The sequence below is a fragment of the Mycobacterium sp. AZCC_0083 genome (genome assembly GCF_014202335.1).
Lineage (GTDB): Bacteria > Actinomycetota > Actinomycetes > Mycobacteriales > Mycobacteriaceae > Mycobacterium.
This window is the reverse complement of sequence record NZ_JACHGP010000019.1, coordinates 144,416-161,525: the sequence shown is the minus strand read 5'-3', so window position 1 is coordinate 161,525 and position 17,110 is coordinate 144,416. Positions and strand designations below refer to the sequence as shown.

The 17,110-nt window shown below is 63.8% G+C and carries 28 protein-coding genes and 3 pseudogenes; 10 read left to right on the top strand and 21 right to left on the bottom strand.

Annotated features, from left to right (window positions below; translation table 11 throughout):
• Window positions 1–338: 338 nt before the first annotated feature.
• Both HNP02_RS43200 and HNP02_RS35440 read right to left on the bottom strand, forming a co-directional pair.
• Entirely contained in the window at window positions 339–461 is a 123-nt protein-coding gene (locus tag HNP02_RS43200; RefSeq protein WP_255507324.1) for a hypothetical protein, read from the bottom strand.
• Between the two features lie 83 nt (window positions 462–544).
• Window positions 545–1,096, bottom strand: a complete 552-nt coding sequence (locus HNP02_RS35440) for a DoxX family protein (protein WP_184445331.1) — start codon at window positions 1,094–1,096, stop codon at window positions 545–547.
• Between the two features lie 160 nt (window positions 1,097–1,256).
• On the opposite strand from HNP02_RS35440, the gene HNP02_RS35435 reads away from it, so the two are divergent.
• The 5 genes and pseudogenes from HNP02_RS35435 to HNP02_RS35415 form a co-directional block, all read left to right on the top strand.
• Window positions 1,257–3,587, top strand: a complete 2,331-nt coding sequence (locus HNP02_RS35435) for an MMPL family transporter (RefSeq protein WP_184445330.1) — start codon at window positions 1,257–1,259, stop codon at window positions 3,585–3,587.
• Between the two features lies 1 nt (window position 3,588).
• Entirely contained in the window at window positions 3,589–4,272 is a 684-nt protein-coding gene (locus HNP02_RS35430) for a TetR/AcrR family transcriptional regulator (RefSeq protein WP_184445329.1), read from the top strand.
• A 52-nt stretch (window positions 4,273–4,324) separates the two neighbouring features.
• Window positions 4,325–4,957, top strand: coding sequence for a bifunctional 2-polyprenyl-6-hydroxyphenol methylase/3-demethylubiquinol 3-O-methyltransferase UbiG (locus HNP02_RS35425; protein ID WP_184445343.1), 633 nt, complete (start codon window positions 4,325–4,327; stop codon window positions 4,955–4,957).
• A gap of 384 nt (window positions 4,958–5,341) precedes the next feature.
• Window positions 5,342–5,608 carry a DUF4190 domain-containing protein gene (locus tag HNP02_RS35420; protein ID WP_184445328.1) on the top strand — a complete coding sequence of 89 codons (267 nt, stop codon included), beginning with the start codon at window positions 5,342–5,344 and terminating at the stop codon, window positions 5,606–5,608.
• 3 nt (window positions 5,609–5,611) lie between these two features.
• Window positions 5,612–5,911 (top strand): annotated as a pseudogene (locus tag HNP02_RS35415) (SAM-dependent methyltransferase); the annotation flags it as partial.
• An 8-nt stretch (window positions 5,912–5,919) separates the two neighbouring features.
• Here the strand turns inward: HNP02_RS35415 and HNP02_RS35410 are convergent.
• Complete coding sequence (locus HNP02_RS35410) at window positions 5,920–6,633, bottom strand: NAD-dependent deacylase (RefSeq protein ID WP_184445327.1); 714 nt, start codon at window positions 6,631–6,633, stop codon at window positions 5,920–5,922.
• Between the two features lie 36 nt (window positions 6,634–6,669).
• On the opposite strand from HNP02_RS35410, the gene HNP02_RS35405 reads away from it, so the two are divergent.
• The gene (locus HNP02_RS35405; protein ID WP_184445326.1) at window positions 6,670–7,035 is read left to right on the top strand and encodes a GntR family transcriptional regulator; all 366 of its coding nucleotides are present in this window, start codon (window positions 6,670–6,672) and stop codon (window positions 7,033–7,035) included.
• Between the two features lie 35 nt (window positions 7,036–7,070).
• Here HNP02_RS35405 and HNP02_RS35400 read toward each other — a convergent pair.
• The 3 genes and pseudogenes from HNP02_RS35400 to HNP02_RS35390 all read right to left on the bottom strand — a co-directional run.
• Window positions 7,071–7,333, bottom strand: a pseudogene (locus tag HNP02_RS35400) (class I SAM-dependent methyltransferase); the annotation flags it as partial.
• 21 nt (window positions 7,334–7,354) lie between these two features.
• Window positions 7,355–7,873, bottom strand: a complete 519-nt coding sequence (locus HNP02_RS35395) for a DUF1697 domain-containing protein (protein WP_184445325.1) — start codon at window positions 7,871–7,873, stop codon at window positions 7,355–7,357.
• Window positions 7,870–8,688 (bottom strand): class I SAM-dependent methyltransferase, encoded by an 819-nt coding sequence (locus HNP02_RS35390; RefSeq protein ID WP_184445324.1) that lies wholly within the window; start codon window positions 8,686–8,688, stop codon window positions 7,870–7,872. The genes HNP02_RS35395 and HNP02_RS35390 overlap by 4 nt, the downstream gene beginning before the upstream one ends.
• Before the next feature lie 80 nt (window positions 8,689–8,768).
• Between HNP02_RS35390 and HNP02_RS35385 the strand changes: the two genes are divergently transcribed.
• Both HNP02_RS35385 and HNP02_RS35380 read left to right on the top strand, forming a co-directional pair.
• Entirely contained in the window at window positions 8,769–9,212 is a 444-nt protein-coding gene (locus HNP02_RS35385) for a PPOX class F420-dependent oxidoreductase (RefSeq protein ID WP_184445323.1), read from the top strand.
• A gap of 56 nt (window positions 9,213–9,268) precedes the next feature.
• Window positions 9,269–9,436 carry a DUF5302 domain-containing protein gene (locus HNP02_RS35380; protein WP_184445322.1) on the top strand — a complete coding sequence of 56 codons (168 nt, stop codon included), beginning with the start codon at window positions 9,269–9,271 and terminating at the stop codon, window positions 9,434–9,436.
• A gap of 7 nt (window positions 9,437–9,443) precedes the next feature.
• Here the strand turns inward: HNP02_RS35380 and HNP02_RS35375 are convergent.
• The 15 genes and pseudogenes from HNP02_RS35375 to HNP02_RS35305 form a co-directional block, all read right to left on the bottom strand.
• Window positions 9,444–10,337, bottom strand: a pseudogene (locus HNP02_RS35375) (acyltransferase family protein); the annotation flags it as partial.
• A 1,682-nt stretch (window positions 10,338–12,019) separates the two neighbouring features.
• Complete coding sequence (locus HNP02_RS35370; RefSeq protein WP_184445320.1) at window positions 12,020–12,373, bottom strand: DUF732 domain-containing protein; 354 nt, start codon at window positions 12,371–12,373, stop codon at window positions 12,020–12,022.
• 298 nt (window positions 12,374–12,671) lie between these two features.
• Window positions 12,672–13,088 (bottom strand): DUF3846 domain-containing protein, encoded by a 417-nt coding sequence (locus HNP02_RS35365; protein WP_184445319.1) that lies wholly within the window; start codon window positions 13,086–13,088, stop codon window positions 12,672–12,674.
• Between the two features lie 110 nt (window positions 13,089–13,198).
• Complete coding sequence (locus tag HNP02_RS35360) at window positions 13,199–13,564, bottom strand: histone-like nucleoid-structuring protein Lsr2 (RefSeq protein ID WP_184445318.1); 366 nt, start codon at window positions 13,562–13,564, stop codon at window positions 13,199–13,201.
• 137 nt (window positions 13,565–13,701) lie between these two features.
• Window positions 13,702–13,953, bottom strand: coding sequence for a hypothetical protein (locus HNP02_RS35355; protein WP_184445317.1), 252 nt, complete (start codon window positions 13,951–13,953; stop codon window positions 13,702–13,704).
• Entirely contained in the window at window positions 13,950–14,147 is a 198-nt protein-coding gene (locus HNP02_RS35350) for a hypothetical protein (RefSeq protein WP_184445316.1), read from the bottom strand. The genes HNP02_RS35355 and HNP02_RS35350 overlap by 4 nt, the downstream gene beginning before the upstream one ends.
• On the bottom strand, window positions 14,144–14,359 hold the full coding sequence (locus tag HNP02_RS35345; RefSeq protein ID WP_184445315.1) for a hypothetical protein: 216 nt from the start codon (window positions 14,357–14,359) through the stop codon (window positions 14,144–14,146). Before HNP02_RS35345 ends, HNP02_RS35350 begins: the two co-directional genes overlap by 4 nt.
• The gene (locus HNP02_RS35340) at window positions 14,359–14,595 is read right to left on the bottom strand and encodes a hypothetical protein (RefSeq protein ID WP_184445314.1); all 237 of its coding nucleotides are present in this window, start codon (window positions 14,593–14,595) and stop codon (window positions 14,359–14,361) included. Before HNP02_RS35340 ends, HNP02_RS35345 begins: the two co-directional genes overlap by 1 nt.
• Window positions 14,576–14,839, bottom strand: a complete 264-nt coding sequence (locus HNP02_RS35335) for a hypothetical protein (protein WP_184445313.1) — start codon at window positions 14,837–14,839, stop codon at window positions 14,576–14,578. Before HNP02_RS35335 ends, HNP02_RS35340 begins: the two co-directional genes overlap by 20 nt.
• Window positions 14,830–15,126 carry a hypothetical protein gene (locus tag HNP02_RS35330; RefSeq protein WP_184445312.1) on the bottom strand — a complete coding sequence of 99 codons (297 nt, stop codon included), beginning with the start codon at window positions 15,124–15,126 and terminating at the stop codon, window positions 14,830–14,832. Before HNP02_RS35330 ends, HNP02_RS35335 begins: the two co-directional genes overlap by 10 nt.
• A complete protein-coding gene (locus tag HNP02_RS35325) occupies window positions 15,123–15,404 on the bottom strand; it encodes a hypothetical protein (RefSeq protein WP_184445311.1) in 282 nt (93 codons plus the stop codon). The genes HNP02_RS35330 and HNP02_RS35325 overlap by 4 nt, the downstream gene beginning before the upstream one ends.
• Window positions 15,401–15,628, bottom strand: coding sequence for a hypothetical protein (locus tag HNP02_RS35320; protein ID WP_184445310.1), 228 nt, complete (start codon window positions 15,626–15,628; stop codon window positions 15,401–15,403). The genes HNP02_RS35325 and HNP02_RS35320 overlap by 4 nt, the downstream gene beginning before the upstream one ends.
• The gene (locus HNP02_RS35315) at window positions 15,625–15,816 is read right to left on the bottom strand and encodes a hypothetical protein (protein WP_184445309.1); all 192 of its coding nucleotides are present in this window, start codon (window positions 15,814–15,816) and stop codon (window positions 15,625–15,627) included. The genes HNP02_RS35320 and HNP02_RS35315 overlap by 4 nt, the downstream gene beginning before the upstream one ends.
• Window positions 15,813–16,040 (bottom strand): hypothetical protein, encoded by a 228-nt coding sequence (locus HNP02_RS35310; protein ID WP_184445308.1) that lies wholly within the window; start codon window positions 16,038–16,040, stop codon window positions 15,813–15,815. The genes HNP02_RS35315 and HNP02_RS35310 overlap by 4 nt, the downstream gene beginning before the upstream one ends.
• Window positions 16,037–16,267, bottom strand: a complete 231-nt coding sequence (locus HNP02_RS35305; protein ID WP_184445307.1) for a hypothetical protein — start codon at window positions 16,265–16,267, stop codon at window positions 16,037–16,039. Before HNP02_RS35305 ends, HNP02_RS35310 begins: the two co-directional genes overlap by 4 nt.
• A 97-nt stretch (window positions 16,268–16,364) precedes the next feature.
• On the opposite strand from HNP02_RS35305, the gene HNP02_RS42330 reads away from it, so the two are divergent.
• The gene (locus HNP02_RS42330) at window positions 16,365–16,685 is read left to right on the top strand and encodes a hypothetical protein (RefSeq protein ID WP_221318379.1); all 321 of its coding nucleotides are present in this window, start codon (window positions 16,365–16,367) and stop codon (window positions 16,683–16,685) included.
• Window positions 16,686–16,827: 142 nt separating this feature from the next.
• Window positions 16,828–17,016, top strand: a complete 189-nt coding sequence (locus HNP02_RS42325) for a hypothetical protein (protein WP_221318378.1) — start codon at window positions 16,828–16,830, stop codon at window positions 17,014–17,016.
• Window positions 17,017–17,110: the final 94 nt, after the last annotated feature.

Sequence of the window (17,110 nt, the reverse complement as noted above, 5' to 3'; positions counted from 1 at the left end):
GGCTGATCGATGACATCCCGACGTGCGACGAGCTGATCTCGCGCATCGTGTCCGGGGCCGAAGAACTGATCACCGAACGACTTGGCGGAATGGTCACGTCGTCGGAGTCCGAGGCACTGTCGGCATAACAAGAGACGTTCAGATTGTGCTGAGGGTCGTGGTCCGCGCTGGATCCTCAGCACAATCTCTACGCGTTGATAAGACTCTTAGATAGAAGAAGCCGCCGACGGTATCCGTCGGCGGCTGTCTGCCTGAGGCACACGACGCAGCCATCGCTGCCGCATACCTGCCTCGGTGACCACATGATCAGTCACGCCACGCGGTCTGACCTGCTGTTGTTATACGGCAGCGGCGAGGTCGGGGAACTGCTCGGTGGTATCACCTTCGACCAGGAAGTCCCCGTGGTACAGGGCTTCGAAGTCAACCTTGATGACATCTGCACTGGTGTCGTCGATCCACATGTACTGGACAGTAACCATCACACTTAAGAGGACTTTGAGTCACGATTGTGACTACGGTGGCAATTCTTACCTGCCGGTAGGTTCTAGGCGCTCGCGCCGCTGAAGTGCAGCGGGTTGGTCCCGTTCAGCAAGACCCACGTCGTGACGGCTGCGGCAATCGCGACGACGAACAGCCCGACCGTGATGACCCCGGGCCAGCGCGCCCGGCCGAACGCCTTCGCGTCCACCGAGTAGGCGCCCGCACCGGTGAAGAGCAGGGCCGTTGCGCCGAACGCGACCAGGAACGGCACGTTGAACGGCTGAGACCAGAACGGGCCGCCAGCGACGTTGACGGCCCACGCGTCGATCATCGCGGCGATCAGGCCGCACGCCGCTACCGGCGTCAGCAAACCCAACAGCAGCAGGATTCCGCCCGCGGTCTCGGTGGCCGTCACCAGAATTGCGGCGAACTTCCCCATCTTCCATCCGTTGTCGTCCATGAATTTGACAGCTGTGTCGATGTCGAACGCCTTGATGAGGCCGGCCTGCAGTGCCGTCGCGCCGACGGCGACGCGGAGCACGAGCAGGCCGAACGAGCTCACGGAGTCGGTGCTTGCTGAGTCGTACCTTGTCGAGAACGAGTCGGTGGTGGCCATGCCAGAAAGCCTAAATGTCTGTGCAGGTACTGGGAAACGCTCGTGAGGGGTGAACGTTCCGTGGTCCGGCGACGTGATCAGACATGGGGTACGCGGTTGACGACCCTGAGTTATCGTTGATAACTTAACGTTGTTATTGTCAATCTTCGGAAGGTCTGACATGTTGCGCAGGATCGCCCTACTTGCGATCGCCGCCCCGCGACGCATCCTCGTCGTTGCAGCGCTGATCATGGTCGCGGCCGCGGTGTTCGGCATACCGGTGGCCAAGAGCCTGTCCGCGGGCGGCTTCCAGGACCCGACGTCCGAATCCGCTCAGGCGACCAAGCTGCTGACCGACAAGTTCGAGCAGGGCGACATGCAGCTGCTCGTCACGGTCACCGCGCCCGACGGCGTCAAGTCGGCGAACGCCACATCCGCCGCCACCAACATCGTCGAGCACCTCAAACAGTCACCGCACGTCGCCAACGTGACCTCGCCGTGGACCGTGCCGCCACAGGCCGCCACGGACCTGATCAGCGAGGACGGCAAGACCGGGCTCATCGTCGCAGGCATCACGGGCGGTGAGAACGATGCGCAGAAGTACGCCAAGGCCCTGTCTCACGACGTAGAAGAGCAAGTGCACGATCGGGATGGCGTGACCGTGCGCTCCGGTGGCATGGCGACGGTGTATTCGCAGATCAACGCCCAGACCGAACGCGACCTGTTGCTGATGGAGGCCATCGCGATCCCGGTGAGCTTCCTGTTCCTGGTGTGGGTGTTCGGCGGCCTCATCGCCGCGGCGCTGCCGATGGTCGTCGGCGGGCTGGCGATCGTCGGCTCGATGTCGGTGCTGCGCCTGCTCACGTTCAGCACCGACGTGTCGATCTTCGCGCTCAACCTGACCACCGCGCTCGGCCTTGCCATGGCCATCGACTACACGCTGCTCATCATCAGCCGCTACCGCGACGAACTGGCCGAGGGCACACCCCGCGACCGGGCGCTGATCCGGACCATGACGACGGCGGGGCGCACGGTGGTGTTCGCCGCAACGACGGTCGGGCTGTCCATGTCGGCGATGCTGCTGTTCCCCATGTACTTCCTCAAGTCATTCGCCTACGCAGGCATCGCCACGGTGGCGTTCGCCGCCGCCGCCGCGCTGATCGTCACCCCTGCCGCCATCTGGCTGCTGGGGGACAGGATCGAGGCGTTCGACATGCGCCGACTGGCCCGGCGGGTGCTGCGCAGGCCCGAACCGACGCCCAAGCCCGTCGAGCAGTTGTTCTGGTACCGCTCGACGAAGGCCGTCATGCGCCGTGCCGTCCCCATCGGGCTCGCGGTCGTCGTACTGCTCCTCGCGTTGGGCTCGCCCTTCCTCGGCGTGAAGTGGGGCTTCCCCGACGACCGGGTGCTGCCCGCATCGGCGTCGGCCCATCAGGTCGGTGACCAGTTGCGCAACGATTTCGCCGACGACTCCTCGACCGCGATCACCGTCGTCGTACCGGACGCTGCCGGGCTTGCCCCCGCCGAGATCGAGCGCTACGCCACCGACCTGTCCCGGGTCCCCGACGTGCAGGCAGTGTCCGCGCCGACGGGCACGTTCATCGGCGGACACGAGGTCGGGCCACCAACGGCGCCGACCGGTGCGGTCGACGGCAGCGCCTTCCTCACCGTCGGAAGCACGGCGCCACTGTTCTCCGACAGCTCCGAGACGCAGCTCGACCGCCTGCACCAGGTGCCAGGACCCGACGGCCACGCGGTGCAGATGACCGGCAGCGCGCAGATCAACCGTGACAGCGTTGATGCGATCACCACCCGGCTGCCGTGGGTGCTCGGTCTGATCGCGGTGATCATGTTCGGCCTGCTGTTCCTGTTGACGGGCAGCGTGACCTTGCCGCTGAAAGCCATTGTGCTGAACGTGTTGTCGCTGACCGCCGCATTCGGCGCCTTGGTGTGGATATTCCAGGACGGACATCTGAACGCCCTCGGCACCACGGCGACCGGCACACTGGTGGCCAACATGCCAGTTCTGTTGTTCTGCATCGCGTTTGGGCTGTCGATGGACTACGAGGTGTTCCTCGTCGCCCGAATCCGCGAGTACTGGCTGCAGCTGCGGACCAACGGCGAAGCCGCGCCGTCCGGCCTGCAGGCGATCAAGGCCGCCCGTGCCGACAACGACGCCGCGGTGGCACTCGGGTTGGCACGTACGGGCCGGGTGATCACCGCTGCCGCCGTGGTGATGTCGATTTCGTTCGCCGCCTTGATCGCCGCGCAGGTGTCGTTCATGCGGATGTTCGGCGTCGGGCTGACGCTGGCCGTGCTGGTCGACGCCACGCTGATCCGGATGGTTCTGGTGCCTGCCTTCATGCACGTGATGGGCGGCTGGAACTGGTGGGCGCCGCGGCCCTTGGTCCGGCTGCACCGGCGGATCGGGATCAGCGAGTCCGGACCAGAAGCCGACGCGACCGAACCCAAATCTGACCGGGCCATGGTCTCGGTAGTGGACACTGGCTAGCGTGACTATTCAGCCACTCAAGCGTCGTCGTGCTCCGCGCGGCTCCGGGGAACACCTTCGCGAGGAGATCCTCGATGCTGCCACCGATCTGCTGTTGGAGACCGGCCACGCGAAGGCCGTCTCCATCCGGTCGGTGGCGCTGCGCGTCGGAGTCACTCCGCCGTCGATCTATCTGCACTTCGCCGACAAGGACGCACTGCTGGATGCGGTGTGCGCCAGGTACTTCGAGCGACTCGACGAGGAGATGCAACAGGTCGCGGCCGATCAACCGTCGAATATCGACCGGCTCCGCGCGCAGGGGCTGGCATACGTGCGCTTCGCCACGCAGAACTCAGAGCTGTACCGCATCGCCACGATGGGCGAGGGCCGACTCGGCAGCGATGTCGACGTGGCGCTGAACAGCTCGGCGTTCGTGCACCTGCGCAACTCCGTCGAGGCATTGATCGAGGAGGGCATCTTCCCGCCAGGCGATTCCACCGTGGCGGCGCTGGAGCTATGGACCGTCGCGCACGGGGTGGCCGCGCTGTTGATCTCGCGGCCCTACCTGCCGTTCGGCGACGCCGAGGAGTTCGCCGACCGGACGTTGAGGTCGGTGTGCGCCGGTCACATCGTGACGGGTGCGATGGGGGTCGACGTGCCACCGCAGGAGGCCGTCGCGAGAATCAAGGAGCTTACTGATGGGTGACACCGGCGCTGGGGGTCCCCCCGCTTGCGGGGGAGAGCGCAGCGACCGGGGGATGGACACCGTCGACAACCCGTTCTTCGCGAAGGTGTGGTCGACGCTGTCCACCCGCGAGCCCGAGTCGATCCGGCAGCTGCGCCGTGAGAACCTCGCCGGGCTGACCGGGCGGGTGCTTGAGGTCGGCGCTGGCACCGGGACGAACTTCGAGTTCTACCCGGCCACCGTCACCGAGGTCGTCGCGATCGAACCCGAGCAGCGCCTTGCGGTACTGGCGCGGCGGGCGACCGACAGGGCGTCGGTCCCCGTCAGGGTGAGCACCGAAACCGTCGAGCGGTACGCCGGGACCTCGGAGCCCTTCGACGCCGTGGTGGCCTCACTGGTGTTGTGCTCGGTGCAGGACCCCGACGGCGTTCTGCGGCAATTATTTTCGATGCTGCGGCCGGGCGGGGAGCTGCGCTACCTCGAGCACGTCGCGAGCACCGGCGTGCGGGCGAGGATGCAACGGCTTGCCGACGCCACGGTGTGGCCGCGGTTGCTCGGCAATTGCCACACCCACCGGCACACCGAGCGGTCCATCGTGGACGCCGGTTTCGAGGTGGCCGAGACCCGCCACGAGTGGGTGCTACCTGCGTGGGTGCCGATGCCCGCATCCGAAACCGCGATCGGGCGGGCAGTCAGGCCGGCCTGACCGTCGAGTCAGCCCAGCAGCGCGGGCAGTCGCCTCGATATGAACTGAGTTCGGCAGGTTTGTATCGTTGCCTCATCCAGAGAAGCCCCACTCGGTCGTTGCAGTGCCCCTCCAACGGTAGTGTCTGCCCGCCGTACCTGCGGTGCCTGCCCACCAGCGGGGGCGGTCAGTGACGGCGCGCCGACGGGGCTGCGCCGCAATCGATCGTGGACGAGAATGCCACTCCCGACCGCGCGGCCACGCCCCGACTCGGGGGACGGTGTTCTCTTGGGTGAAGGCCCGGCTGTGGTTGGGTCGAGCCCGATCTGATCACCACCGACCCCGCGACGGGCGGCGCAGAGCGCCCAGGTGACCACTGTTTTCAGCAGATAGTAGGTTGTCGGCATGACCGGTGAAGAGGTCGATCATCCACTCGCAATGAACGTGTTGGTGTGGGGAATCCTCGGCGTCTGCTGTTGCGGTGCCGTCGGTGGTCCGATTGCGTGGATCAGGGGCCGAAGAGTGTTGGGAGAAATCGCTGCCTCGGGCGGCACGATGGGCGGCCGCACTCCGGCGTTGGTTGGCTATGTGCTCGGTATCATTTCGACGCTGTACACACTCATTTTCATCGTGGCCGGTGTTGCCTACATCGTCATAACGCGCAAGCCCTGATTCGCCGTGCAGGACCCTGACGGCGTTCTGCGGCAATTGTTTTCGATGCTGCGGCCGGGCGGGGAGCTGCGCTACCTCGAGCACGTCGCGAGTACGGGCGTGCGGGCGAGGATGCAACGCCTTGCCGACGCCACGGTGTGGCCGCGGCTGCTCGCCAACTGCCACACCCACCGGCACACCGAGCGGTCCATCGTCGACGCCGGTTTCGAGGTGGCCGATGCCCGCCATGAGTGGGTGCTGCCTGCGTGGGTGCCGATGCCCGCATCCGAAACCGCGATCGGGCGGGCTGTCAGGCCGGCCTGACCGCCGAGTCAGCCCAGCAGCGCGGGCAGTCGCTGCAACAGGTTGGGTAGAGCGGTGGCCGCGGATTCGCGCAACGAGATCGACGCGTGGTCCGACAGCGGTGTGCGCTCGGGATTGACTTCGATCACCGGGATGCCGTTGGCCAACGCGAGCTCCGGCAGCCCCGCCGCGGGGTAGACGATCGCCGACGTGCCCACCACGACGGCCACGTCGGCGGCGGTGACGGCATCCAGCGAACGCTCCCACGCGTCGGCGGGCAGATCCTCGCCGAACCACACCACGTCGGGCCGGATCAGGCCACCGCAGGCACAGGTTGGTGGTTTGACCGTCTCGACCGGCTCCGGCATGGCGGGCAACTCACCGTCGTACGGCGTGCCGCACCGGTCGCACTTGAATGCGAACAGGCTGCCGTGCAGGTGGTAGACCCGGGAGCTGCCCCCACGTTCGTGCAGGTCATCGACGTTCTGGGTCACGACGTGCACCTCGGCGTAGTCCTCCCACGCGGCGACCGCGCGGTGGGCGTCGTTCGGTTCGACGGACTTCATCATGTAGTGCCGCCACAGGTACCACGCCCACACCCTCTCGGGATGTCGGCGCCAGCCGTCGGCGCTGGAAATCTCGTAGGGGTCGACTTTTGCCCATAAACCGGTCTCGACGTGCCGAAACGTCGGCACGCCGCTCTCGGCAGAGATCCCGGCGCCGCTAAGTACCACCACATGCACACGACCAAACTAGCCGGACTTTGTGATACTGAGCACGTGACCGATTTGGGGGAATGGGTCCAGGTCGACCCGCGAGCCGCGAGGCCGCTGTTCGATCAGTTGCGGACCCAGATCATAGAGGGAATTAGGGACGGCAGGCTTTCGCCGGGGACGAGGCTGCCTACCGTTCGAGAGTTGGCCGTCCAGACGACCATGGCGGTGAACACGGTCGCACGTGCCTACCGCGAGCTCGAGACCGCCGGTTTGGTGGAAACACGGGGCAGGTTCGGCACGTTCGTCGCGCGGGCGGATCCGGCCGATTCGGCGATGGCGTCCGCGGCGCACACCTACGTGGTGACGGCGCGGGCACTCGGGCTGAACAAGGCGGCCGCCCTGCGGTACGTGGATGCGGCGTTCGGTTAGCCGAGCTAGCGCTCAGGGGCGTCCGCACGCAGTGCGAGCTGGTAGAAGCTGGTCTGCAGTCCCTCCGCGAATGCGACGATGGTGGCCGCCGGGTGATCGATGAGGTCGGTCAGGTCGCGTCGTCGAAGGCCAGTGCCCGCAGTGCCATGTCCTGGCGGCGGGAGTAGCCGAACTTGGCGAAGTCGAAGTCGATGGCGTCGGGCCTGCGGGCCTCCGACGCCCGCACCTTCAACGTGAGCAGCGCGGTCTCCGACACGCCGGTCAGCGTGGCGCCGTCGACCTTCGGTTCGGAACTCACCGACGCGAATCTACGACACGCTCAGGCCTTGAGCACCTTGTCGATCGTGCGCAGGTTGCGGGTGGTGGTCGACGACTTGTACCGCTTCTTGCCCATCGTCTTGCCGATCGTGCTCCCCAGCGTGCCCGACCTGGAGACCTGCCAGTAGATGACGCCCTCGCCGCGCTCGACCAACTCGTCGGGCCCCGCGCCGAGCTCGGCCAGCTCGTCGAGCACCGCCGGATCGGTGACGAACGTGACGTACGAGTGGTGGTCCTCGACCTCCCGCTCGAACGGATAAGCCTTCGAGATCGCCGCGACCGTCTCGAGATCGTAGGCCAGCACCCAGGCGTCGTAGCCGAACGTCTCGCGCAGCGCCGCTTCGGCTTTCGTACGCACCGCCTTCACCGACGCCTTGCTGTCCAGCAGCACGTTGCCGCTTGCCAGCACGGTCTTGACGGCGGTGAAGCCGGCCGCGGTGAGCGCGTCGGCCACCGCGGCCATCTTGAGATTGACCCCGCCGACGTTGACGCCGCGCAGAAACGCGGCGTAGCGCGTCAAGCGAACTCCAGCACCGTGGTGCTTGGCCGGATGCCGCGCAGTGGACCGATCCGATCCAACGGCGGCCAGGCAGCGACTTTGAACCACCCGCGACCGGGCGGCCATGGGACGTCGCGTGCGGCCTTGACGCCAGGAATCGTCCCGGCGAGGGCCAGCGCCTCGTCGACGGTCTGGCCGAACGGCATCGGCGGGGTGATGTAGCGATCCGAGAGCTTCAGGCCCGTCAGCGTGCGCTTGCTCAACCAGCGGGGGATCGAGTCGAACATCATCCGGCCGCCGGAGAAGCGCGCTGCGCAGTCACGGATCAGGCCGATCGCGTCGTCGGGTTCGAGGTACATCAGCAGGCCTTCGGCGGTGATGAAGACGCCGCGCGAGGAGTCGACCTGGTCCATCCAGCTGAGGTCGAGTGCGGACTGTGCGAGTGCGATCCGGTCGTCGCTGGGCAGCAACTCCCTCCGCAGCTCCATGACGGGTGGCAGGTCGATGGAGTACCAGGTCGAGCCATCGATCACGCCGTCCCGATCGAGGCGCCAGAAGCTGCTCTGCAGGCCCTCGGCCAGGGCCACCACCGAGGCTCCCGGGTGCGCGCCGAGGTAGTCGCGCATGACGTTGTCGAAGGCGACGGCGCGCAGCCCGTGCGACTGGTTGGCCTTGCCGAACTTGAGGTAGTCGTAGTCGATCGCGTCGAGCAGTGTCACCGCCCACGGGTCACGGATGACGCCGTCGGAGCGCTTGGCCTCCGTGCCGCGGTTGTGCAGCGTCCACAGCGTGGTCGCCGAAACGCCTTCCAGGATATTGCCGTCGATCACGGTCATGGCCCCATGTTAGGGATGTGGTGGCCGAATTCGGTCGCTTCCTCTCTGGCTCCCGTTGGCACAGCCGTAGGCTGGCTTCCATGACGCGGCACGTGTTCGACGAGAAGTTGTTGGCTGTGATCAGCGGCAACTCACTCGGGGTCCTGGCCACCATCAAGCGTGACGGTAGGCCGCAGTTGTCGAACGTCTCGTATTACTTCGATCCGCGCAACGTCGCCATCCAGGTGTCGGTCACCGAGCCGCGGGCCAAGACGCGCAACCTGCGCCGCGACCCGAGGGCCTCGATTCACGTGACGGCCGACGACGGGTGGGCGTACGCGGTGGCCGAGGGCGATACGGCCCTCACCCCGCCGGCGGCTGCACCTGGCGATGACACCGTCGAGGCGCTGATTGCCTTGTACCGCAACATCGCCGGTGAGCATCCCGACTGGGACGAGTACCGCCAGGCGATGGTGGCGGACCGTCGGGTCGTGGTGACGCTGCCGATTTCGCATCTTTACGGGCTGCCACCGGGCATCCGCTGAGACGTGCTTGGTTAAACCCGTCGGCCGTTGGGTGGGTAGCGCGTTAGTCTTGCCGCATGGCCGAGGAACCCGAAGACGACAACAAGCGCAAGTTCCGCGAAGCACTGGAACGTAAGAAGGCCAACGCGGGCGGTGGTTCCGCCCACAAGGACGCAGGCAATAAGCAGCCAAAGGCCCACGGCCCCGAGACGGCCCGCCGCGAGTTCCGGCGCAAGAGCGGCTAGCCCTCGGCTAGCCCACCTTCGCTGCGACGGGTGCCGCGGCTGCGACACCTTCGTTGGCCAGCCCTCGCGCGCCGATCAGCGCGACGAGCATCACCGAAACGCAGAATAGCCCTTGGTCTTTCAGGCCCCAACCGACCGATGCCAGGGTGGCCGCACCGGCGATCGACAGCAACGTGCCGACGGCCGCGCTGCGGGCTCCTGGTGCCGCGACGCAACCGCGGTCCCACAGCGGCAGCGGATTGTTCTCCAACGGCCGCAGCATGACGAACATCGCGGCCACCAGCAGTGCCACCAGGACCAACTGGGCGATGCTGAGCACCACGAAGTGCGGTTGGCCGGGGTAGCGCGGTAGGCCGAGGTAGTCGAACGCCAGGTGCACACCGAGCAGGGCAGGCATGTGCCACAGGTACAGGGTCATGGCACCGGTATTGCCGATCACCGCGAGCCGCCACACCTTGGGCTGCTGGGCCCATCGGCCGATGCTGGGTGCTGCGGCAATCGCGAACGCGCACAGCATGATTGCATGTCCGGCGAGCAGGAGTGACGGCGGTGTCATGTTCTTGAGATGCTGGGACTCGATGCCGACGAGGCTCAACTCGTACGGGCCCAACCACAAAAGGCTCAGGTTGACGGCGAACATCGTGATGCCGACGCTCAGTGCCGTCCGCGTCGTCAACAGCTTGCGCCGGTAGGCCACCCCGAACATGCCGGGGATCAGCCAGGCGAGCATGTTCACGTAGCCGACCGCCGACCAGGCGGGGTCGGTGACCCGGACTGCGTCGACCACCGCGACCACGGCGTACACCGCGACGACTCCTCCGAGCAGCCGCGCCCCTGTCGGGATGCGGGCCAGCAGCGGCATCGCCGCCAACACCATGACGTAGGCGCCGAGAAACCTGAGATAGGTCACAGGACACTCCACACTTGGAATGTGGGAAAGAGAGTCAACGTGGGAATAAGGCCGTTCGGGACAAGTCACTAGGCGGGATCAAGTCACCGCTACCGTTGGAACGCTCATCGCATCCACGTTGTCGAGTCGCTTACGCTTGCGCGACTCTCTCTATGTAATTCCACAGCCACACGGTGGCGTGCAGGGTCGATCTTCGGTAGCCATCCATCTCGCAGGCAAGGCCCCTACCGTGTCCCACGGCGCGTCATCCCGACGCCATCACGTACACCACCGGTACCTCCGGGCAGGCAGCACGATTCTCGGATTCTGGGCAGACCTCACCCCATCGACTTGGCGGGCGACCCCCTTCCCGTTTTCCCTGCTGGCCCCGGCGGGGCGGTGGAGCAGGTCGAACAAGGGGAACGTTAGGCATGAGTGTCCGGCAACGCAACCCCTAACTTTGAAATTGGACACTGTTTTGGGGTGTTTCCGCAGCTAGATTCGCTGGAATTAGTTTGGCGCACCTGGTGGACGAGGCTCTGTAGCAAACTATGCTTGACCTGGGAAAACGCTCTGACCTGCGGTTATGGGTATGCAGTCTGTAGTACGGCTAGGTAGGTGTCTGTACACGGTATGTGTGCTGGTAGAACGTGTTTGAGCATTAGCTGTCCGTATCCTGACGCATGTGTCGATATTGCGTACATCTAGCAGCGTTGTGACCTGCACATATACGGAATATGTGCTGGTCAGGGCGTGATTGCCATGCATACAGTGGTGTGCAGAACGCTGACCTGCATGTATGTAGAGAAAATGCAGGTCAAGACGATTCTGCTGGTAGTCGGCCTTAGACCTCGGTTGTTTGCTGGCGCAATATAGGCAACCCTAACCATACAAGTGCATATGTGCAGGTAGAGGCGATATGGTCGCTCACAGCTGTACCTGAGAGGGGTCGAAACGGAATCGAAACAGGCGATTTCGACAGTGGGTAGAACAGGGCCTGTGCATGTCGTGGCCAGCGGTCGATGCCTGCACGTGTGAGGCTGGCACACGGCAGAACGGCGCATTGCGGGTAGCTGCTGGGCGCACCATGGGGTCAACGGCCTTGGTTGCATGTCCATTGCATAGGGTCAACGCTCTGACCATGGTGTTTGCATAGGACGTGTATTGCGCATGCCTAGCGTCCACGCTGACGCATCGTCGCTGGTCAGGCATGGTGCGAACCGGGATACATATAAACCCCCTTCTATCTGCACGTATGCAGCATCCATGCAGGTCAGGGCAGCATCGGCATGTGTGATACACCATGTGATGCCATCCGTCAAGGGGTTGAGTGTATGTCGATAGTCGCAGGTCAGGTCTCTTGCGTTCTGCGTCGTGTTGTGCTAGGTCGCAGTGAGTGAACACTCGTTCGCTGAAGGGGTCATTTTGGGGTCTCGAATCGAGAGGTATTGCATAGATGCTCTATGTAGCTGACAGCGACGGAAACCATGCCTGACTTGCAGGTATTCGTCGGGTGGCGGGTAACCCGACCGGCCGGAACGGCCGGACACCTCATGCAAATCAGCCCCTCTCTCCCCGGCAGAAACGAGTGGGCCACTTGCAATTGCAATTCGCTGATACACTAAAAAGGCCCAGGAAAGTGCTCCAAAACTGCTGGTGGCACCCTCCTGGGCCTCTTTGCTGGCTTTGCGTGGTCAGCCTCCTGCGGCGGCAGCTCGCAGCGTCGGCATCTGGTCGGGGCACATGTTCTTGACGGCCGCGACGGTGATGTACTCCTGCTCTTTGTTGCTGTAGCCCGCGTTCTTGAGCGGGCCGCCGACGCTAACGGGGGCTCCGAGGCGGTCGCGCTGCTCGACGGTGATGGGCATGCCAGATCTGATCTGCGAACAGGTGATCTTGCCGAGGTCGATCATGGTGCTGATGTCTGAGTAGTAGATGCCGTTGGCGTCGAGGTCGCTAATGAAGTCGTATTGGTCGGCTTGAGCTGCGGGGGCCAGGGCGATGGCGCAGGCAGCTATCCCTACCGGGATAGCTAAGAGACGTTTCACTGAGATCCCTTCGTGTGGTGAACAACCAGATCGTAGGGCAAACGATTCAGGAGTGGGCAGCAATGGGTTGTGAGTACGGGCCGGACGGGAAGTGCGGCCGAAAGGTGGCGGCGCGCGGGATGTGCGCCTCGCATCGCCGGATGTGGTTGGCGGGGAAGCCTCTGGATACCCCGGTGCGGGCTTATCAGCGATACGACGAAGGGCCGGACGGCAAACCCGTGAAGGTTGCCATCCGACCCCGCGTCGTGCGCCGTGACCCTTGGGTCAAGGAGAAGGCTCTCCTTGGGTCTCTGGGTCTTTAGGCGTCTCGTTCTAGCCGCACTGCTTCCATGCGCCGGTAGAGGTCGAGGACTGAATCCAGGATTGGATGGGAGTCGCCTGCGTCATCGGCTGGGCCGGTCACGATGACGGTGCCGCAAAACCTGTCTAGCCCCTCCATCTCTGGGCTGAGTTTCCACCACAAATAAGTGGCCATGGGGTTGTCGGGCAGATCGTGGATCCTGCCTTCTTCGTTACAAAAGAAGGTCGCGCCTTCGACTGCGACGGGCTCCATGTAGCCGCCGAGGATCTCTTGGAAGGTCTGCAGTTTCTGGCTGATCTGCCGGACCTCGTACGTAGCGTCTGGATGGATAACTAGTACCTGAATCTCCCGCGCCGCCACGGTCAAGTCATACCTCACTTTGGTCATCTTTTCCCTTGGTTCGACTATGTGCACCCCTGGCGTTCCTGTGAGTTTTAGCACCGGTCCTGGCGGAGCTAACACTCATCAAGAGACAACCAATAGGTTAGCTGGCGTGACATGGCTACGTAAGCCCTGTGTGGCCCTTATTTTCGGTTCGCTTTGAGATAAGCCTTGACTAGATCGGGGTTTAGCTTGCCTCTTGTGGCTACTTCATATCCGTTTGCGCGGCCCCATGCACGGGCTTCTTGTCTCTGCGCTTGAGTCAACTCACCTGCCGTCTTCTTAGCTGGCTGCGCAATCCTCTTGACTACTGCGCTCTTTCTTGCCCACTTCGTCTTGGCGTGTGCCGCCTTGAGCCAGCGCGAGAGGTCTGCGACCAGCTCATCTGAGTGCTCATCTGTGAGGTCTAGCTTGTAGATGAAGCCGCGAAAGCCGATGGTCTCAACGTTCTTGGCTTCTAGCGTTTTGTCTAAGTCATCAACCGTGCGAATGCTGACTTCCCGTGCCACTTTGTTCCCTTCGTGTTCCTTGCGCTCAACGCAGAGAAGGGTAATACGTGACTATGCAGTGAGACACAAACGAGCCCCGACACTCAACCGAGTGTCGGGGCTCTTTGTCTCCCCCGAGAGGGGAGGTTACACGAGATTTACCTCGCTAGCGCGTGGGCGAAGTCGCAGGACGGCCCGCCGTTGTGGTAGCTGGTCGACTCGAAGATGCAGAGCACCTTGTGTGCGCCGTCCGGCAGGTTGACCCAGTGGGCGTTTGAGGTGCCGTCGAAGTCCGATTGCTGACTCGTCTGCCCTTGCTGAGTAGGTGCAGCTGGCCCGCAGGCCGCACTGAGGAGTACGAGAGCGATGATCGCCGTCGCCGTGGCTGCCCTACGGCCGAGTCCGCTCACTTGGCGTCGCCGAAGTCGCACTGCATGGAACCGCCGTCGCCGCCACCGTCGTATGGCAGCCAGGTGATGCACTTGACGCCGTCCACGGTCTGCACGTGGAAGCGTTCGACGCCACTTTGGGTTTGGGCGTTGCCGCATGCCGTCAGCCCGACGATGGCTCCGACCGCCAGGGTGGCGAGGAGGATCTTGGTCATGTTGTCCTTTCGATGGGTGGTTCGCGGTACCAGTCCTGATAGGTCTCCAGGTCCGCGTTCAGGGCGCTTTCGATGTCATCGATGGCGTGCAGCAGGTCGACGGTGGTCCGTTCGTCGTCAACCAGTTTCGTCACGTGACCTTTCACGATGCCGAGGGTGCTGGTCGCCGATCTGAACGCCTTCTCCGTGCCCGCCTTGTCGAGGATGGGCATCAGGTCTGCATCGTGTGGCGCAGTGGAATGGCGTTGGCCTCGGCGAACTCCCTCAGGAGCCGGTCGGCCTCGGCGATCCGCTTCTGCGCCGTCGCGAGCTTCGACTGCCTGCGCACGTTGGTCCCGAGCAGAACTGGATCGAGGGCGAACGTGCGACCGATGGCGCTGTCGAGACTGGAGATCGCCATCCGAATGAGCGGTTCGGCGACGGTCGGGTCAATCCTCTTGTTGCCCATGGATCTTCTCCCAGTCTTCTACGAACTCCTTGGCCTCTTTGAGGGTGGCTGCGGGTCCGTAGATGGTTCGTAGTGGCTCCGTCTTGCTGGACCGGACGTAGACGATCCACCCAACGGGCGTGAAGTCGCGTGTCTTGCGCTTCTGCCGAATGATGTACTGCACATTGGGGTCTCGTTCTGGGGTGGAGTGCCAGACGGAGTAGCCGGGGTTGTCAGCGGCGGCGCTGACCCATTTCATTGCCATGATTTCGCCTCCAGCCAGCGGTCGAGTTCCTTTTCTCGCCACAGCTCGTCCCAGATGAGGTGGGCGTGTTCCCAGACCCACCTCTGGAGAGCTGTCTCACTGCGGACCTGGTACGGGGCGACGTAGTGCCACTTGACGACATCTTCCGTTTCGCCGTCGACCAGCTCCAGCCGGATCTCCCCATGCCCTTCGGGGTTGCGGCGAACCCGCCAAAACCACCCCTCGGGAAGCGGTTTGGCTGGATCGTTGGGAAGACCTTGCCAGCTCTTGTTCGGTGGGGCGCTCATGACCAGCTCACCGCCGGGGTGGGCACCAGGTTGGGCCAGATCCCTTCGCCGACAGGCCCGTCGTCGGGTATGACGACGGTCAGCACGCGGATGTCGCGGCCGTTGGTGGGGCCAACGTAGCGGGGCAGCTTGGGGTTGAGCACGTCCTCGCGGTAGTTGTGCGCGTCCTTGGTGCGGGTGAAGAGCCGGATCTTCCAGTTCCACTCCCGGCCGTAACCCATTTTGAGCGTGGGCTTTCCGTCGATGTACTCGACCAGGACGCTGATCTGTGCGCTCATAGGGCTTGCTCCACCAAGCGTCGAATGTCCCACGCGAGGCTGGCCAATAGCGAGATCCGCGAGTGCTGCTCCTCGGCCTTCTTGACGCCCTTGCCTTCGGCGTCAGCGGTCAGCTGCCAGGCCGCTTCTTCGGCGTCGTCCAGGGTGTTCTCAGCCTCTCGGAGCTGCTCGACGGCCTTCTTGAGGAGCTTCTCCAGATCCTTCTTCGTCGGCTTGGCGCTCATGAGAGCCACTCGTAGATGAGGTAGAGCGGCAGGATGATTGGCCATGCGACGGCTGCGACGATCCAGCCCATCAGTAGCAGGATGAAGTCGCCGAAGTCCATCGCCAACTCAGCGGAGTTGGCGACCCCCACGACGATGCCGAGGACGACGCCGATCAGGTAGATGATGGCGAGCACGGTTGCGATCATTCGACCCACTCCGTGACGACGGTGCCATCTTCGTGGATCTCGGTGCGCAGGATGCGAACCTCGGTCGGCTGGCCGAGACGCTTCGCCCGCCCGCCGAGTGCGGTGCGTTGTCCGCGCGCAGTGGCCAGCGCCAAGTAGGAGCGGATGGTGCGTCCGCGATAGCGGTAGCCAATGCTGCAGCTCGCCTCGGGACTGAACCCGATCAGGGTGTAGAACTTGGTCACTTCTGCGACCTCTCTTCGCTAGTCAGGTGATACTTCATGCAGTCGATGCAGAGGTAGAACTTCTTCTCTACGTGCGGGTTTCGTTGCACTGCCCGAAGCCGCTGCGCTGCAACAAGTTCGGACTGTGCCGCTTCTGGGCTCGCGAAGCTGCGCTTCCCGCTGACCGGGCAAATGTCGAGCCCCTTGCGGATCCGCAGGCTCCTGGAGCGGTGCTTCACGTTGGTCATATTCGGAACTGTACGAGGACCCAAAGGGGGATAACAGGGAAGCTCCGAGACCCTCTAACCAGTTTGCCAGCTATAATTGAAAAGAGGAGGAGGAACCTTGATCACTCCATCGATCAACGCAGAGCGTCAAGCAAAGCTCCCACCGATCAGCGAAGAGACTTCGCTCGAAGAGGTGCTGACGATGATCACTGCAGATGTCTGTGAGCTTCGAAACCTCTACTTCGAACAGGCCAAGGACGCAACGGATTCCGCTTCTGCCGGAAGGCAGCCGGATTATGCCCTTCGCGTCCAGATCAGGGCCTGGGAACACGCACAGGACGTTCACTGGTCCTGGTACAAGGAGATTCAGAATGCCCGCACCACAGCCGCCGAGGGGCCTACGAGCCTGGGGCGAGCAACTGTGGACACAGGTAACTGAGTCTTCGACGTTTGACCCGGCCGGGTATTTCATCCTGGCCGAAGCCTGCCGCACGGCAGACGTAATCGAGCGCCTCTCTGGGATGTACAACTCGAACTCGACGGTTTGGGTTGCGCTCGCCGACGAGGCCGTTCAAGTCGCCATGACTGAAACTGGTGGGCAAGCCGTGGAGATCAACCTCTCGGTGAACCCGGTACTGGCTGAGGCGCGTCAACAGCGCCTGGCCCTGCGCCAGCTCTTGGCGCAACTCAAACTCGGTAAGACCGAGGACGACACGGGAGACGACGACCCCATCGCGAAGTTGATGGCGGATTTCGCTCTACCGGACTAGGCAACGTCCCGAACCTCCTGTGCGCAAGCGTATCTAACTGATACTGCTCCGCACACGACAGTCGGGCGGGCGCACGTCGATAGCTACGGCACGC